Source organism: Sulfitobacter sp. PS-8MA, from assembly GCF_040933935.1.
Classification (GTDB): Bacteria; Pseudomonadota; Alphaproteobacteria; order Rhodobacterales; family Rhodobacteraceae; genus Sulfitobacter.
Map to the genome: position 1 here is coordinate 121742 of NZ_JBFQYJ010000007.1, position 15490 is coordinate 137231.

14 protein-coding genes are annotated in these 15490 nt (G+C 61.3%); 7 read left to right on the forward strand and 7 right to left on the reverse strand.

Annotated features, from left to right (window positions below; genetic code table 11):
- The first annotated feature begins 4 nt into the window (after positions 1-4).
- A complete protein-coding gene (locus AB4M76_RS13980) occupies positions 5-904 on the forward strand; it encodes a ParB/RepB/Spo0J family partition protein (protein WP_368442560.1) in 900 nt (299 codons plus the stop codon).
- Here AB4M76_RS13980 and hemW read toward each other — a convergent pair.
- From hemW to rph, 3 genes are read right to left on the reverse strand one after another with little or no spacing between them, the layout of a single operon-like run.
- A complete protein-coding gene (gene hemW, locus AB4M76_RS13985; RefSeq protein WP_368442561.1) occupies positions 901-2055 on the reverse strand; it encodes a radical SAM family heme chaperone HemW in 1155 nt (384 codons plus the stop codon). The genes AB4M76_RS13980 and hemW overlap by 4 nt on opposite strands.
- Positions 2048-2659 (reverse strand): RdgB/HAM1 family non-canonical purine NTP pyrophosphatase, encoded by a 612-nt coding sequence (gene rdgB, locus AB4M76_RS13990; protein ID WP_368442562.1) that lies wholly within the window; start codon positions 2657-2659, stop codon positions 2048-2050. Before rdgB ends, hemW begins: the two co-directional genes overlap by 8 nt.
- Positions 2656-3369 carry a ribonuclease PH gene (rph, locus tag AB4M76_RS13995; protein WP_368442563.1) on the reverse strand — a complete coding sequence of 238 codons (714 nt, stop codon included), beginning with the start codon at positions 3367-3369 and terminating at the stop codon, positions 2656-2658. The genes rdgB and rph overlap by 4 nt, the downstream gene beginning before the upstream one ends.
- Positions 3370-3479: 110 nt before the next feature.
- Here rph and hrcA point away from each other — a divergent pair, with 110 nt between their 5' ends.
- Both hrcA and AB4M76_RS14005 read left to right on the forward strand, forming a co-directional pair.
- A complete protein-coding gene (hrcA, locus tag AB4M76_RS14000) occupies positions 3480-4544 on the forward strand; it encodes a heat-inducible transcriptional repressor HrcA (RefSeq protein ID WP_368442564.1) in 1065 nt (354 codons plus the stop codon).
- Between the two features lie 9 nt (positions 4545-4553).
- Positions 4554-5117: a nucleotide exchange factor GrpE gene (locus AB4M76_RS14005; protein WP_368442565.1), complete on the forward strand. Its 564-nt coding sequence runs from the start codon at positions 4554-4556 to the stop codon at positions 5115-5117.
- Positions 5118-5148: 31 nt separating this feature from the next.
- On the opposite strand, the gene mutS is transcribed toward AB4M76_RS14005, so the two are convergent.
- Complete coding sequence (gene mutS / locus AB4M76_RS14010; protein WP_368443513.1) at positions 5149-7770, reverse strand: DNA mismatch repair protein MutS; 2622 nt, start codon at positions 7768-7770, stop codon at positions 5149-5151.
- 194 nt (positions 7771-7964) lie between these two features.
- Between mutS and AB4M76_RS14015 the strand changes: the two genes are divergently transcribed.
- Both AB4M76_RS14015 and AB4M76_RS14020 read left to right on the forward strand, forming a co-directional pair.
- On the forward strand, positions 7965-10223 hold the full coding sequence (locus tag AB4M76_RS14015; RefSeq protein ID WP_368443515.1) for an NADP-dependent malic enzyme: 2259 nt from the start codon (positions 7965-7967) through the stop codon (positions 10221-10223).
- Complete coding sequence (locus tag AB4M76_RS14020; protein ID WP_368442566.1) at positions 10223-11098, forward strand: ribokinase; 876 nt, start codon at positions 10223-10225, stop codon at positions 11096-11098. The genes AB4M76_RS14015 and AB4M76_RS14020 overlap by 1 nt, the downstream gene beginning before the upstream one ends.
- Before the next feature lie 14 nt (positions 11099-11112).
- Here AB4M76_RS14020 and msrA read toward each other — a convergent pair whose 3' ends face one another.
- Positions 11113-11778, reverse strand: a complete 666-nt coding sequence (gene msrA / locus AB4M76_RS14025) for a peptide-methionine (S)-S-oxide reductase MsrA (RefSeq protein WP_368442567.1) — start codon at positions 11776-11778, stop codon at positions 11113-11115.
- A gap of 209 nt (positions 11779-11987) precedes the next feature.
- Between msrA and AB4M76_RS14030 the strand changes: the two genes are divergently transcribed.
- Positions 11988-12401 carry a hypothetical protein gene (locus tag AB4M76_RS14030; RefSeq protein ID WP_368442568.1) on the forward strand — a complete coding sequence of 138 codons (414 nt, stop codon included), beginning with the start codon at positions 11988-11990 and terminating at the stop codon, positions 12399-12401.
- Positions 12402-12541: 140 nt separating this feature from the next.
- Here AB4M76_RS14030 and AB4M76_RS14035 read toward each other — a convergent pair whose 3' ends face one another.
- The gene (locus AB4M76_RS14035; RefSeq protein ID WP_368442569.1) at positions 12542-13768 is read right to left on the reverse strand and encodes an argininosuccinate synthase; all 1227 of its coding nucleotides are present in this window, start codon (positions 13766-13768) and stop codon (positions 12542-12544) included.
- 124 nt (positions 13769-13892) lie between these two features.
- Between AB4M76_RS14035 and ilvA the strand changes: the two genes are divergently transcribed.
- On the forward strand, positions 13893-15125 hold the full coding sequence (gene ilvA, locus AB4M76_RS14040; protein WP_368442570.1) for a threonine ammonia-lyase IlvA: 1233 nt from the start codon (positions 13893-13895) through the stop codon (positions 15123-15125).
- A 6-nt stretch (positions 15126-15131) separates the two neighbouring features.
- Here the strand turns inward: ilvA and AB4M76_RS14045 are convergent, their stop codons facing one another.
- Positions 15132-15473, reverse strand: coding sequence for an Hpt domain-containing protein (locus AB4M76_RS14045; protein WP_368442571.1), 342 nt, complete (start codon positions 15471-15473; stop codon positions 15132-15134).
- Positions 15474-15490: the final 17 nt, after the last annotated feature.

Here is a 15490-nt window from a genome sequence, read left to right on the forward strand (position 1 = left end):
CAAAATGGCAGATAGAAATGAGCGGAAACGGGGCCTCGGTCGGGGATTGTCGGCACTGATGGCGGATGTGGCAGAGACCGAGACGGTCGCGTCCAAAGGGGCCGCGGCGGCTGAGCAATTCGTTCCGATTGAACGGATCAAACCCAACCCCGATCAGCCGCGCAAGCGATTTGAGCAGGAAAACCTCGATGATCTTGCGGCCTCGATTCGTGAGAAAGGCGTCATCCAGCCGTTGATCGTTCGCGCGATGGACGGGGGCATGTTTGAAATCGTTGCGGGTGAACGGCGCTGGCGGGCGTCACAGATCGCGAAGGTGCATAGCTTGCCGGTGATCGTGCGTGAGTTCACCGATGTCGAAGTTCTTGAAGTCGCGATCATCGAGAACATCCAGCGCGCGGATCTGAACTCGGTCGAAGAGGCGGCGGGCTATCGTCAGTTGATGGATAAGTTCGGCCATACGCAGGAGAAGATGGCCGAGGCGCTTGGCAAGAGCCGCAGTCATATCGCGAATTTGCTGCGCCTGTTGAACTTGCCGGAGCCGGTTCAGGAGATGGTGCGGCAGAATGAATTGAGCGCCGGCCATGCGCGCGCTTTGATTCCTGCCAAGGATCCGATGAGATTGGCGCAGCAGGTTGTCAAAGGCGGGCTTTCGGTTCGTGCGACCGAGGCTTTGGTTAAGAAAGACCAAGCTGGCGAACGGGATAATATGTTAAATAAAGAGAGTCCCTCGCGTCGCTCAGAGAAAGATGCGGATACCCAGGCACTTGAGGGGGATCTCTCGGCCAACCTGAAAATGAAGGTCGTTATCGATCATAAGTCGGATCAGGAAGCAGGGAAGGTGACCCTGCATTACAAGACGCTAGATGAGTTGGATGAACTCTGCCGCCTGCTCGGGAGCACTTAAGGCAATAGCGTTTCGATCACGGCGTTGAGAACGATAACGCCTTGATCTGTAACGATTAATCTATCGTTTACCTGCGTCGCCATGCCGATCTCTTCGAGGTGCCTCACGGCATCTGCATCGATCTCTTGCCCGGCAATGGCGGCGTAGCGTTTGAGGTCGATGCCTTCTTTCAGACGCAGGCCCATGAGCAGAAATTCCGTCGCTTGTTCGCTGCGGCCGATTGCAACTCGGGGCTTTTCGGCCCCGCCTTTGGCCACCCCGTCGAGCCAGCGTTGCGGGTTGCTATAGGCGACGGTCGCCAGTTTCTGCCCTTGTAGCGTCAGCCGACCATGGGCGCCGGGGCCGATGCCGATGTAATCGCCATAGCGCCAGTAGATCAGATTGTGCCGGGACTGCGCCCCATCCCGGGCATGGTTCGACACCTCATAGGCCGGCATGCCCATCTCGTTACAGATATCTTGCGTGACCGCGAACATATCAGCGCCGAGGTCTTCGTCTGGCAGCCCGCGTAGTTTGCCGCGGGCGTAGCGGTCGCCGAAGGCGGTACCTTGTTCGATGGTCAGCTGGTAGAGCGAGATATGGTCTATGGCGAAGGAAAGAGCCTGTTTCAGCTCGCTTTCCCATTCTGCCACTGTCTGATCCTGCCGCCCATAGATCAGGTCAAAGCTCACCCGGTCAAAGGCGTTTCTGGCGGTCTCAAAAGCCGTCATCGCCTCTTGCGCGCTATGGAGCCGGCCCAGACGTTTCAGGTCAGTATCGTTCAGCGCTTGAATGCCCATGGAGACACGGGATACGCTGGCTTGCCGATAGGCGGCAAAGCGGCCCGCTTCGACAGACCCCGGATTGGCTTCGAGCGTGATCTCCAGATCGTTCGCGGTGGGCCAATGGCGGCGGATCGCGGCGATAATATCGGCAACGACATCGGGGTCCATCAGGCTGGGGGTGCCGCCGCCGAAGAAGACCGCGTTGAGCACGCGGCCGGGGGTTTCACCGGCCGCGCGTTGCAATTCGGTCAGATAGGCATCGCGCCATGCGCTCTGGTCGATCCTGCGCGTGACATGCGAGTTAAAGTCGCAATAGGGGCATTTCGCCTCGCAAAACGGCCAATGGATATAGAGGCCGAAGCCGCCCTGTTGCCAATCTTCAGCCAAAGCAACCCGCAATCAGTTTAGCAAAGGCATCGGCGCGGTGGCTGATGCTGTTTTTCTGCTCGGCATCCATTTCGGCAAAGGTGATGTCATGCCCGTCAGGCTGGAACATCGGGTCATAGCCGTGCCCCAGTTTGCCGCGGATGGGCCAGACCAGCGTGCCGTTGACCTTGCCTGCAAAGACTTCGTCATGCCCATCGGGCCAGGCAAGCACCAGCGTCGCGCAAAAGCGGGCGCGGCGAGGGTGGGGGGCGTTCTTTTCTTCCAGCAAGTTTCGGGTCTTGGTCATGGCCATCACAAAATCGCGGCCATTCTCTGTTTCGGCCCAATCTGCGGTATAGACACCGGGGGCGTTGTCCAAGGCTTCGACTTCGATACCGGAATCATCGGCCAGGGCTGGCATGTCGGTCGCCTTGGCCGCGGCATGGGCCTTGATCCGCGCATTGCCGACGAAGGTCGTCTCGGTCTCTTCCGGCTCGGGCAGGTCCATCTCTGCGGCGCCAACCACCTCGACCCCATGGGGCGCGAAGAGTTGGCGCATTTCTTCCAGCTTGCCCGCGTTATGGGTGGCGATCAGGATGCGCTTTTCGGTGAACTTGCGGGTCATGCGGTAACCGATTTCTGGATGGTGGCCAGCTCGCCCACGCCTTTTTCGGCCAGATCCATCAGCCGGTTCATCTGGTCGCGGCTATAGGTAGAGCCTTCGGCGCTCATCTGGATTTCAATGAGCTTGCCGGAACCGGTCATGATGAAATTGCCATCGACGCCAGCCTCGGAATCCTCGGGATAGTCCAGATCAAGCACCGGCTGGCCCGCGTAGATGCCACAGCTTACCGCCGCGACCGGGTCAACCAGCGGATCAGAGATGACATCGCCCGCTTTCATCAGCTTGTTCACGGCGAGCCGCAGCGCGATCCAACCGCCGGTGATCGAGGCGCAGCGGGTGCCGCCATCGGCTTGGAGCACGTCACAATCGACGGTGATCTGACGCTCCCCCAGAGCAGAACGGTCGACACCGGCGCGCAGGGCGCGGCCGATTAGGCGCTGGATTTCGACCGTGCGGCCGCCTTGCTTGCCCGAGGCCGCTTCGCGGCGCATCCGCGTGTTGGTGGCCCGGGGCAGCATGCCGTATTCCGCGGTGACCCACCCCAGACCGGAGCCTTTGATGAACGGCGGCACGCGGTCTTCGATGGTTGCGGTGCAGAGTACATGGGTGTCGCCCATCTTGATCAGGGCCGACCCTTCGGCATGTTTGGTGAAACCTGTCTCGATCGAGACGGCGCGCATTTCATCGAGTTTCCGGCCAGAGGGACGCATGACATATCCTTTTTAATGTTGCCCGGGGATACCGCCCCATAAGGCTTTGATGCAACCCCGATTGACGTTTGCCGCTCCGGTACCTTTATTAGAGAGGAGAGCGAGCACCGATGAAAAACACGCCTGAATTGTTGCAAGATATGAATGACCGATCCCGCGAAGTCTTTCGCCGGGTGGTCGAAGGTTATCTGGAAAGCGGCGACCCGGTCGGGTCCCGCACGCTGACGCGCGACTTTAGCGAGAAGGTCTCGGCGGCGACGATCCGAAACGTGATGCAGGATCTGGAGTACATGGGCCTGCTCGACAGCCCGCATGTTTCTGCCGGGCGTATCCCGACGCAGATGGGGCTGCGCATGTTTGTCGATGGGATGATAGAGATTGGCGATCCGACAGAGTTGGACCGCGAGAAGATCGACGCGACCCTGGGGAATAATTCCGCCGATGTCGGCGGCCTGCTGGACCGTATCGGCTCGGCCCTCTCTGGCGTGACCCATGGCGCGTCTCTGGTGCTGACGCCAAAGCATGAGGCGCCGATCAAACATATCGAATTTGTCTCGCTTTCGCCGGAGCGGGCCTTGGTGGTACTGGTGTTCAGCGATGGTCATGTCGAGAACCGGCTGTTCACACCGCCGCCCGGCCAGACACCAAGCTCCATGCGGGAAGCGGCGAATTTCCTGAATGCCTTTGTCGAAGGCAAGACGATTAGCGAGTTGCAGCGCAGCATCAAGGAGGAGATCGCCAAACGCCGACAGGAGATCGACGTGTTGGCGCAGCAATTGGTCGAGAGCGGCGCGGTGCTCTGGGACGGCGAGAATGAGCATTCCGAACGGCTCATCGTGCGCGGACGGTCGAATCTGCTTAACACCGAAAGCGAAGCCGAAGACCTCGAACGCATCCGCAGCCTGTTTGACGACCTTGAGCGCAAGCGGGACATTGCCGAATTCCTTGAACTGGCCGAGGATGGCGAGGGTGTGCGCATTTTTATCGGCTCGGAAAACAAACTTTTCTCACTTTCGGGTTCCTCTCTGGTGGTTTCCCCTTATATGAACGCTGATCGTAAAGTGATCGGAGCCGTGGGTGTCATTGGCCCGACCCGCTTAAATTATGGACGTATCGTGCCGATCGTGAACTACACGGCACAACTGGTGGGAAAGCTGATTTCCGACCGGAACTAGAGGTGGAACATGGCAGAGCCGAGAGAGAACGATTTTTTGGACGAGATCGACAGCGCCGAAGCTGAAGAATACGCCGAGGAAATGGCAGAGATTGACGAGAAGGCGCTGGCGGTCGAAGAACTGCGCGCCGAGCGTGACAAATACCGCGACCGTTTCATGCGCGCGCTGGCCGATGCGGAGAATGCGCGCAAGCGGTCTGACAAGGACCGGCGCGAGGCCGAAAACTACGGCGGCTCCAAGCTCGCCCGCGACATGCTGCCGGTCTATGACAACATGAAACGCGCGCTGGAAACCACGACCGAAGAGCAGAAAGAGGCTTTTGGCCCGCTCTTGGAAGGTGTGGAACTGACAATGCGCGAGCTGCTCAACGTCTTCAAAAAGCATGGCATCGAATTGATCGCGCCCGAGGTGGGCGACAAGTTTGATCCCAAGCATCACGAAGCGATGTTCGAAGCGCCGGTGCCCGGCACCGTGGCCGGCGAGATCATCCAGGTCTCTGCCGAAGGCTTTATGCTGCACGACCGTCTGCTGCGCCCGGCGCAGGTTGGGGTGTCTTCGACCCCGGCAAGCTAAGCGCTTTACGGTTCGATTTGGGGAGAGGCGGTCAGGTTTTGGCCGCCTCTTTCAGTTTGTAGATCAGTTCCAACGCTTCCCGGGGGGAGAGCTCATCGGGGATGACCTCTTTCAGCTTCTCTTCCACGGCAGAGGTTTTCGCGGGCTGCGGCTGCGGGGCAGGGCTGACAGCGAAGAGCGGCAGATCGTCGATCAGGGTCTTTTGCGTTGCCCCGCCTTCGCGTTCGCCCTTTTCCAGGGCTTCCAGCACCACACGGGCGCGGGCGATGACGGGGGCGGGGAGCCCGGCCAGCTGCGCGACCTGCACACCGTAAGACCGATCCGCGGCCCCCTTGCGCACCTCGTGCAGGAAGACCACATCGCCTTCCCATTCCTTCACCGCGACGGTCGCATTGTCGACGCCCGGCAGCTTGCCCGCGAGCGCGGTCATCTCGTGGTAATGGGTCGCAAAAAGCGCCCGCGCGCGGTTCACGTCATGCAGATGTTCCAGGGTGGCCCAGGCGATGGACAGGCCGTCATAGGTCGCCGTGCCGCGCCCGATCTCGTCAAGGATCACCAAGGCACGGTCGTCGGCTTGGTTCAGGATCGCAGCGGTTTCGACCATTTCGACCATGAAGGTCGAGCGGCCCCGCGCCAGATCATCAGACGCGCCGACGCGGCTGAAGAGCTGGCTGACAATGCCGATATGGGCCGAGGCTGCCGGCACGAAACTGCCCATCTGCGCCATCAGGGTGATCAGCGCGTTCTGCCGCAGGAAGGTCGATTTACCCGCCATGTTGGGGCCGGTGAGCAGCCAGATATTCGCCGCCTCGCCCTCGGCGCTGAGGTCGCAATCATTGGCAATGAAGGGCTCGCCCGATTGCTGCGCCAAGGCGCGTTCCACGACCGGATGCCGCCCGCCTTCGATCTCGAAGGCGCGGCTCATGTCCACCCGGGGGCGGGTCCAGTTCCCGCTGCGGGCAAGGTCGGCCAGACCGGCAGCGAGGTCAATTTCGGCGAGGGCAGAGGACGCCTGTCCGATCTCGGCCGCATGTTCCAGGACCGCGTTGCGCAGATGGTCATAAAGCTGCCTTTCTATCTCCTGTGCATGGTTGCCGGCGTTGAGGATTTTCGTCTCCAGCTCGGACAGTTCAACGGTCGTGAAACGCACCTGATTGGCGGTGGTCTGGCGGTGAATGAACGTCTCTGACAGGGGCGGAGAGAGCATTTTTTCCGCATGGGTGGCAGTGCATTCGACGAAATAGCCCAAGACATTGTTATGCTTGATCTTGAGCGACGAAATCCCCGTATCCGTGACGAATTGCTGCTGCATCCCGGCGATCACGCTGCGCCCTTCGTCGCGCAGCTCCCGCGCGGCGTCGAGGTCCGCGTGATGTCCGGGTGCAATGAACCCCCCGTCGCGCACCATGAGCGGCGGTTCGGCCACCAGCGCGTGATCGAGCAGGTCAATCAGGTCGCCATGCCCTTGCAGCCCTTCGGCGGCCTCGCGCAGGAGATCGGGAAGCTCATGCTGTGTCAGGGACTGATGCAGGGCTTCGGCCTCAATCAACCCGTTGCGGATCGCGGCAAGGTCGCGCGGGCCGCCGCGGTCGAGCGAGAGCCGCGAGAGCGCGCGGTCGAGGTCCGGCACATTGCGGAGCCGGTCGCGCATATCCTGCGCGATGCGGGCATTGTCATAGGCAAAGCTCACCGCATCGGCGCGGGCGGTGACAACATCGACGACGCGCGAGGGGCTCGAGATCCGCCGCTCCAGCAGGCGCGCGCCGGCGGCGGTGGCGGTATTGTCCATGACCGACAGGAGCGAACCCGCGCGCCCCCCGTTGAGCGAATGGGTCAGTTCCAGATTGCGCCGGGTGGCGGCGTCGATCTGGACGGTGCGGGCTTCGGCCTCTTTCTGCGGCGGGCGCAGGAGGGGCAGGTTGCCGCGTTGGGTAATAGTGAGGTATTCTATTACCGCTCCCATCGCCGAAACCTCGGCCCGGGTGAAGCTGCCGAAGGCCTCCAGCGTGGCAATATCGAACAATTCGCAAACCCGTTTTTCGGCACTGGTGCTGTCAAAGGCCGAGCGCGCCAGCCCGGTCACCGCAATGCCGAAATCAGAGACAATATCGTGCAATTCAGTCTCTTTCGCCTCAGATACAATCAGCTCCGAAGGCGATAGCCGCGCCAGTTCCGGCCCCAAGCGCACCTGTGCCAGCGGCATCACGTGGAACGCGCCCGTGGAGATATCGACCCAGGCCATCGCGCAGGCATCGCGCACCTCTGCAAAGGCCGCGAGGTAATTGTGCCGACGCGCTTCGAGCAGCGACTCTTCGGTCAGGGTGCCGGGGGTGACCAGCCGCACCACATCGCGTTTCACGACCGCTTTATAGCCGCGTTTCTTGGCTTCGGCGGGGCTTTCCATCTGTTCGCAAACGGCGACGCGAAACCCCTTGCGGAGCAGCGTCAGCAGATAGCCTTCGGCGGCATGGACCGGCACGCCGCACATGGCGATATCCTTGCCCTGATGCTTGCCGCGTTTGGTCAGCGCGATGTCCAGCGCCTCCGCCGCGGCGATGGCATCGTCAAAAAACATCTCGTAGAAATCGCCCATGCGGTAGAACAGCAACGCATCCGCGTGGTCCGCCTTAAGCTCAAGATATTGCGCCATCATCGGCGTTACTTTTTCTGTCTGCACGGATGCCCCCTGTTGCCGCGCGGACCCTACAAAACCCCCCGAAGCAGGGAAAGGGGGTGCGGCGGCGATGGGCGGTCTTTGTCGGGCAAATCTGCTCTGACGCGGCGCTTGCGTTGTGCAGGCGCGCGTTCGTGGCTAAGAAGATTCCAAAGCAAGAGAAGGGCCATGTCGTGACGAGAAAGAACCGTATCACCTCCGAAGAGGCGCTTGCCTTTCACCTTGAGCCAACCCCCGGCAAATTCGAGATCAGCGCCACGGTGCCGATGACCACCCAGCGGGATCTGAGCCTCGCCTATTCCCCCGGTGTCGCGGTGCCCTGTGAGGCGATCGCGCAGAGCCCTGAGACGGTCTATGACTACACCAACAAGGGCAATCTGGTCGCCGTTGTGTCCAATGGGACGGCGGTGCTGGGGCTCGGCAATCTGGGCGCGCTGGCCTCGAAACCGGTGATGGAAGGCAAGGCGGTTCTGTTCAAGCGTTTCGCCGATGTGAACTCCATCGACATCGAGCTTGATACCGAAGACACCGAAGCCTTTATCAGCGCCTGTAAACTGATGGGGCCGACCTTTGGCGGGATCAACCTTGAAGACATCAAGGCGCCGGAATGTTTCATCATCGAACAGCGTCTGAAAGAGGAGATGGACATCCCCGTCTTCCACGATGACCAGCACGGCACGGCGGTGATCTGTGCCGCCGGCCTGATCAATGCGCTGCATCTCTCGGGCAAGCAGATCGAAGACGTGCGCATTGTTCTGAACGGTGCGGGGGCTGCGGGCATCGCCTGTCTGGAACTGCTCAAATCGATGGGCGCCAAACATGACAACTGCATCATGTGCGACACCAAGGGTGTGATCTATCAGGGCCGCAGCGAGGGTATGAACCAGTGGAAATCGGCCCATGCCGCCAATACCGAGCTGCGCACGCTCGAAGAGGCGATGAAGGGGGCGGATGTTTTCCTTGGCGTCTCTGCCAAAGGGGCGGTGACGCCGGCGATGGTGGCCAGCATGGCCGATGATCCGGTGATCTTTGCCATGGCAAACCCCGACCCGGAAATCACGCCGGAAGAGGCGCATGAGGTTCGCGAAGATGCCATTGTGGCGACGGGCCGTTCGGATTACCCCAATCAGGTCAACAACGTGCTGGGCTTTCCCTATCTCTTTCGGGGGGCGCTGGATATTCACGCCCGCGCCATCAACGATGAGATGAAGATCGCTTGTGCCCATGCCCTGGCGCAATTGGCGCGGGAGGATGTGCCGGATGAGGTGGCGCTGGCCTATGGCAAGACGCTGAGCTTTGGCCGCGACTACATCATCCCGACGCCCTTTGATCCGCGCCTGATCCACCGTATCCCGCCCGCGGTGGCGAAAGCGGGTATGGACACTGGCGCGGCGCGGCGGCCGATCATCGACATGGACGCCTATGAGGTCGGTCTGAAATCGCGGATGGACCCGACCGCCAGCATCCTGCGCGGCATCAATGCGCGGGCCCGCGCCAATCAGGCGCGGATGATCTTTGCCGAGGGCGATGACCCCAAGGTGCTGCGCGCGGCGGTGATGTACCAGCGCGCCGGACTGGGCAAGGCGCTGGTGGTAGGGCGCGAAGACGATGTGCGCGCCAAGCTGGTGGAAGCCGGCATGGAAGATGCGGTGCGCGAGTTGGAAGTGGTGAACGCCGCCAATACGCCGCATCTGAGCACCTACAAAGACTTCCTCTATGGCCGTTTGCAGCGCAAAGGTTTTGATCGCAAAGACATCCACCGTCTTGCCTCCCGCGATCGCCATGTTTTCGCGGCGCTGATGCTGGCACATGGCCATGGCGATGGGTTGGTCACCGGGGCCACGCGCAAATCGGCCCATGTGTTGGAGCGGTTGAACCATGTCTTTGACGCCACGGCCGAAGCCGGGGCGGCGGGGATCACGGCGCTGCTGCACAAGGGGCGGATCGTCTTTATCGCCGACACGCTGGTGCATGAATGGCCCGACGAGAATGATCTGGCGAATATCGCGGAAAGCGGTGCGCGGGTGGCGCGGCATCTGGGGCTGGAGCCGCGGGTGGCTTTCGTCAGCTTCTCGACCTTCGGCTATCCCATCTCTGAGCGGGCGGAAAAGATGCATCTCGCGCCCGAAGTGCTCGACCAGCGCGGGGTGGATTTCGAGTATGAAGGCGAGATGACCGTCGATGTGGCGCTGAATGCGGCCAGTCAGGCGAACTACCCGTTCTCGCGGCTCGCGGGCCCGGCCAATATTCTCGTGGTGCCTGCGCGGCATTCGGCGAGCATTTCGGTCAAGCTCATGCAAGAGATGGCGGGGGCGACGGTGATCGGGCCGATCCTGACCGGTCTCGATCATTCGATTCAGATCTGTTCCTCGACCTCGACAGCCAATGACATTCTCAACATGGCCATTCTTGCGGCTTGTAAGGTGGGCTAATGATCTGGAATCTCGGCTCTATCAACGCGGATAACTTCTATCTGTTGCCCCATCTGCCGGGGCCGGGAGAGACCATCGCCGCGCGGGATTTCCGGCAGGGTCTGGGCGGCAAGGGGGCCAATATGTCCGTGGCCGCGGCGCGGGCCGGGACCCGGGTGATGCATATTGGCGCGCTTGGCGCCGACGGTGGCTGGGCGTTGGAGCGGCTGTTGGAATATGGCGTCGAGACCGCGCATATCACCTTGATGCAGGGCGTGACCGGCCATGCCAATATCGCCGTTGATCTGGCGGGAGAGAATAACATCGTCATCTTTCCCGGCACCAACCATGAGATCACCGAAGAGATGATCGGGGCGGCGCTGAGCGAGGCATCCTCGGGCGACTGGCTCTTGATGCAGAATGAGACCAACGGCCAAAGGTTCGCTGCGCGAACCGGGAAAACGCTCGGGCTGCGGCTGGCCTATGCCGCGGCACCCTTTGATGCCGCCGCCATTATGGCGATTATCGACCATATCGATCTGCTGGTGCTCAATGAGGTCGAAGCAGCGCAGCTGCGGGCCGCCACCGGCGGGGAACTGCGGCAATTACCGGTGGAAGATATCGTCGTGACCCTCGGGGCGGGGGGCTGTGAATGGGTCTCTAACAAGCTGCATCGGGTCGAATCCTACCCGGCCTACCCGGTTGACGCGGTGGATACGACCGGGGCTGGCGATACTTTCACCGGCTACCTCGTTGCGGCGGTGGATCGCGGGATGACGATGCCGCAGGCAATTGATCTTGCGATGCGGGCGGGCGCGCTGATGGTGACGCGTCATGGCACCGCCGATGTGATCCCCGACCTCAAAGATGTCCGAGATCACAACTTCGGCGATTAGCGCCAGCCCGACCCTTATTTGACAAAGGGGGCCGCATCGCCCCAAAGCTCTTGCACCCGCGCATCCCGACCACAGCCTTCGCGGTAGCGTTTGTAGGCTACTGATTTCTTGACCCCAAGACCGACGCTGCTGAAGGCAAGCCGGTCGCTGCTTTTGTAATAGTCCTGATGGTAGTCATCCGCCGTATAAAAGGGTGCATCGCCGAGGATCGGGGTTACGACCTGCGTGCCTAATGCGGCCTGCGCCTCGGCCTTGGCCTGCTCGGCGGCGGCCTCTTGCGCCGGGCTGTTTGGGAAAATCGCGGTGCGGTAGCTGTCACCCCGGTCGCAGAACTGCCCGCCTGCGTCTGTCGGGTCGATCGAGCGGAAGAACAGATCAAGCAAAGTCTCGCGGCTGACCACGGAGGGGTCAAATTCGATCTGAACCACCTCATAATGGCCGGTATTGCCGCCGGTGACCTCTTTGTAGGTCGGGTTTTCGGTGCGGCCCCCGGCAAAGCCCGAAACGGCTTCTGTGACGCCTTTTACTGATTCAAAATCAGCCTCTACACACCAGAAACAGCCGCCTGCCACGGTCAGCGTCTCGGTCTCACCAGCCTCAACGCTTTGGCTTTGGACCATGAGCCCAAGCGCGATGGCGAGGCTGAAGATTGTGGGCTTTAGGATCGGTTTTCGGAACATGACGGTTCTCCTTTGCGCTAGGCTGCCGCTGGGTCGAGGGTAGCGCAAGGCGCGGGCGGGGAAAGTCACGCTGTGGTGAAGCGCTCGTGACCGGCGCAGGGGGAACTGTGCCGCTCATTCTCAGTTAACCGAAAATTATTGTCCGGGTGGTGAAACTTTGGACCGGGCGTCTTCGTGGCTGTGTCGGGTTCAACAGAAGGAAAACCAAAATGAGAGTACTGACACACGCGACGCTCGCACTGGCCCTGACAACCGGTGCCGCCTTTGCCGCCGCCCATGCGATGCCGATGGTTGAGGCCGCAGATCAAGACGTATCAAACGGTATCGTGACGGCAGATAAGGTCATGGCCGGAGAGAATGGTTGGCTGGTGGTGCACCGCACCGATGCGGATATGAAGCCCGGCCCGGTCGTCGCCTATGCGCCACTGAGGGCAGGTGAAAACACGGATGTGGCCGCAATCCTGCAAGAAGAGGTCGCATCCGGCGATATGCTGATGCTGATGGTGCATTCCGAAGAGGGCGGCATGAAGACGGGGGTGTTCGAATACACCCTCGGCGCCAAGGAAGATGGGCCGATCAAGCCGGATGGGGAACTGGTGATGCAAGTTGTCACCGCCGAGTGATCTGGCTCGGTTGAACTAGAAAGGCCCGGGCGGGAGCGTCCGGGCCTTTTGCGTTGTGGCTGGGGCAGGCCGCCGGGGGCGCTGCCCCCGGACCCCTGCGGGTATTTGAGAAAGGATGAAGGAGGGGTTGGGCCCGCGCTTCAGCCTTTGCTGCGTTTGTCGCGGGCGGCGAGCAGTTTGAGGCGCAGGGCGTTCAACTGGATGAAGCCTGCGGCGTCTTTCTGGTCATAGGCGCCGGCGTCGTCTTCGAAGGTCACATGGGCTTCGGAGTAGAGGCTGTGATCGGACCAGCGGCCGACGGTGCGGACGTGGCCTTTGTAGAGTTTCAGGCGCACGGTGCCGGTAACATGGGTCTGGCTGGCATCGATCGCGGCTTGCAGCATGGTCCGTTCGGGGCTGTACCAGAAGCCGTTGTAGATCAGCTCGGCGTATTTCGGCATCAGCTCGTCCTTGAGGTGCATGGCACCGCGGTCGAGGGTGATGGATTCGATGCCGCGGTGGGCCTCAAGCAGCAGGGTGCCGCCCGGGGTCTCATAGATGCCGCGGGATTTCATGCCGACGAAACGGCCTTCGACGAGGTCGAGGCGGCCGCAGCCGTGTTTGCCGCCAAGCTCGTTGAGCTTGGTCAGGATCGCCGCCGGCGACATGGCTCCGCCATTGATGCTGACGGCATCGCCGCGCTCGAAGCCGATTTCGACATATTCGGGCGTGTCCGGCGCGTCTTCGGGGTTCACCGTGCGCTGGTAGACATAGTCCGGCGCGTCGGCGGCAGGGTCTTCGAGGACTTTACCCTCAGATGAGGTGTGCAGCAGGTTGGCGTCGACGGAGAAGGGCGCCTCGCCACGTTTGTCCTTGGCGATCGGGATCTGGTTTTGCTCGGCAAAGGCCAGCAGCTTGGTGCGGCTCGACAGGTCCCATTCGCGCCAGGGGGCGATGACCTTGATGTCAGGGTTGAGCGCATAGGCGGCCAGCTCGAAGCGGACCTGGTCGTTGCCCTTGCCGGTGGCGCCATGGGCCACGGCATCGGCGCCGGTTTCTTCGGCGATTTCCACCAACCGTTTGGAGATCAGCGGGCGGGCGATGGAGGTGCCGAGGAGGTAGAGACCCTCATAGACCGCATTGGCGCGGAACATCGGGAAGACGAAGTCGCGGACGAATTCCTCGCGCACGTCTTCGATGTAGATGTTTTCAGGCGCGATGCCCATCATCTCGGCTTTCTTGCGGGCCGGTTCCAGCTCTTCGCCTTGGCCGAGATCGGCGGTGAAGGTGACCACCTCGCAGCCATATTCGGTTTGCAGCCATTTCAGGATGATCGAGGTATCGAGGCCGCCGGAATAGGCAAGCACGACTTTCTTGGGCGCGGACATGACGGGTTTCCTTTCAAGTTCGCCCTGCGAGGTAGCGGTTTTCGCGGGCGCGGGCAAGATTGAAGCCTGCGTTGACCTGCGCCGCCTGCGCGCCTATCGACAAAGCAGAGCAAGGAGAGCGCATATGGCGGAGGATTTTTCACGCAAGGCAGAGGCCGCGACGGAGGCGTTGCGGGTGTTGTTCCCAGCCACGCCGCTCTTGCGCAATGAGCATCTGTCGGAGCGTTTTGGCGCGGATATCTGGCTGAAGCGCGAGGATCTGAGCCCGGTGCGGTCTTACAAGCTGCGCGGCGCGTTCAATGCGATGCGCAAGGTGATCCCGGGGCAGGATGTTTTCGTCTGTGCCTCGGCGGGGAACCATGCGCAGGGGGTGGCTTTTGCTTGTAGTCATTTCGGGGTGCGGGGTGTGATTTTCATGCCGGTGACAACGCCGCAGCAAAAGGTGCAGAAGACACGTATCTTTGGCGGCGAGAATGTCGAGATCCGCCTTGTTGGTGACTATTTCGATGCAACCTTGAAGGCCGCGCAGACGTTCTGTGCCGCCGAAGGTGCGCATTTTCTGGCGCCCTTTGACGATGAGGATGTGATCGAGGGGCAGGCCTCTGTCGCGGTGGAAATCGAAGCGCAATTGGGGCGTGTGCCGGATCATGTCATCCTGCCGGTGGGCGGCGGCGGGCTGTCCTCCGGGGTGGTCAGCTATTTTGGCGATGCCTGTCACTATACGTTCGTCGAGCCCGCGGGGGCGCCGAGCTTTGCGCGGGCCTTGGAGGCGGGGGCGCCGGTGGATGTCTCGCCGGTCGATAACTTCGTCGATGGGGCTGCCGTTGCCAAGATCGGGGCGCGGACCTTTGCCCGGCTGCGCGGGGTCGATCCGGCGGATGTGGTGCATCTGGCCGAGGACCGGATCTGCGTCACCATCAACGAGATGCTGAATGTCGAAGGGATCGTATTGGAGCCGGCGGGTGCGCTGTCGATAGATGCGCTAAGCGAAGTTGCGGAGCAGATCGCAGGCAAGACGGTGGTCTGCGTGGCCTCTGGCGGGAACTTCGATTTCGAACGGCTGCCGGAGGTCAAGGAACGGGCGCAGCGCTATTCTGGCGTCAAGAAATACTTCATCCTGCGGATGCCGCAGCGCCCGGGTGCGTTGAAGGAATTTCTTATGATGCTGGGGCCGGAGGATGATATTTGCCGCTTTGAGTATCTCAAGAAGTCAGCGCGCAACTTCGGCTCGGTTCTGATTGGGATCGAGACACGGAAGCCTCAGAACTTTGAGCCGTTTTTGCATCAGCTGGCCGGATCGGGTTTTAGCTACACCGACATCACCAATGATGAGATTCTGGCGCAATTCGTGCTTTGAGCGGGGTCAGGCTGCTGTCGGCGCGAGCTTTTGAGGCAGCTCCTTGAGGAAAACCGCGCGCGACCGGGCATAGCAGCTGCGCAATGCGGGGATGCAGCCCGCCGGATTTTGCCCGGCAGATGCCTGCCTCTCCTCGGCCTCACATAGATCCGCGAAAGCGGCGAAGCCGAGGTTCAATGCGCTTCCTTTTAGAAAGTGCAATTCCGCCTCGAACTGGTCGGCGGTCATGGGCCCCTGCAGCCGCAGGAGCGCCTCTTGCACCTCGTCGAGGAAGAGATCGACGACCTCGGCAAAATCCTTGGCCCCGACCTCTTCGCGCAAGACCAGCACGCGCGCCCAATCAATCATTCTGCACCCTCCGTTCC

What these genes read in the sequence shown, in the direction of transcription:
- AB4M76_RS13980 (WP_368442560.1), top strand. Translation starts at nt 5, where the DNA reads ATGGCAGATAGAAATGAGCGGAAACGGGGCCTCGGTCGGGGATTGTCG.
- rdgB (WP_368442562.1), bottom strand. Translation starts at nt 2,659, where the DNA reads ATGACCCGCAAGTTCACCGAAAAGCGCATCCTGATCGCCACCCATAAC.
- rph (WP_368442563.1), bottom strand. Translation starts at nt 3,369, where the DNA reads ATGCGTCCCTCTGGCCGGAAACTCGATGAAATGCGCGCCGTCTCGATC.
- hrcA (WP_368442564.1), top strand. Translation starts at nt 3,480, where the DNA reads ATGAAAAACACGCCTGAATTGTTGCAAGATATGAATGACCGATCCCGC.
- AB4M76_RS14005 (WP_368442565.1), top strand. Translation starts at nt 4,554, where the DNA reads ATGGCAGAGCCGAGAGAGAACGATTTTTTGGACGAGATCGACAGCGCC.
- mutS (WP_368443513.1), bottom strand. Translation starts at nt 7,770, where the DNA reads ATGATGGCGCAATATCTTGAGCTTAAGGCGGACCACGCGGATGCGTTG.
- AB4M76_RS14020 (WP_368442566.1), top strand. Translation starts at nt 10,223, where the DNA reads ATGATCTGGAATCTCGGCTCTATCAACGCGGATAACTTCTATCTGTTG.
- msrA (WP_368442567.1), bottom strand. Translation starts at nt 11,778, where the DNA reads ATGTTCCGAAAACCGATCCTAAAGCCCACAATCTTCAGCCTCGCCATC.
- AB4M76_RS14030 (WP_368442568.1), top strand. Translation starts at nt 11,988, where the DNA reads ATGAGAGTACTGACACACGCGACGCTCGCACTGGCCCTGACAACCGGT.
- AB4M76_RS14035 (WP_368442569.1), bottom strand. Translation starts at nt 13,768, where the DNA reads ATGTCCGCGCCCAAGAAAGTCGTGCTTGCCTATTCCGGCGGCCTCGAT.
- ilvA (WP_368442570.1), top strand. Translation starts at nt 13,893, where the DNA reads ATGGCGGAGGATTTTTCACGCAAGGCAGAGGCCGCGACGGAGGCGTTG.
- AB4M76_RS14045 (WP_368442571.1), bottom strand. Translation starts at nt 15,473, where the DNA reads ATGATTGATTGGGCGCGCGTGCTGGTCTTGCGCGAAGAGGTCGGGGCC.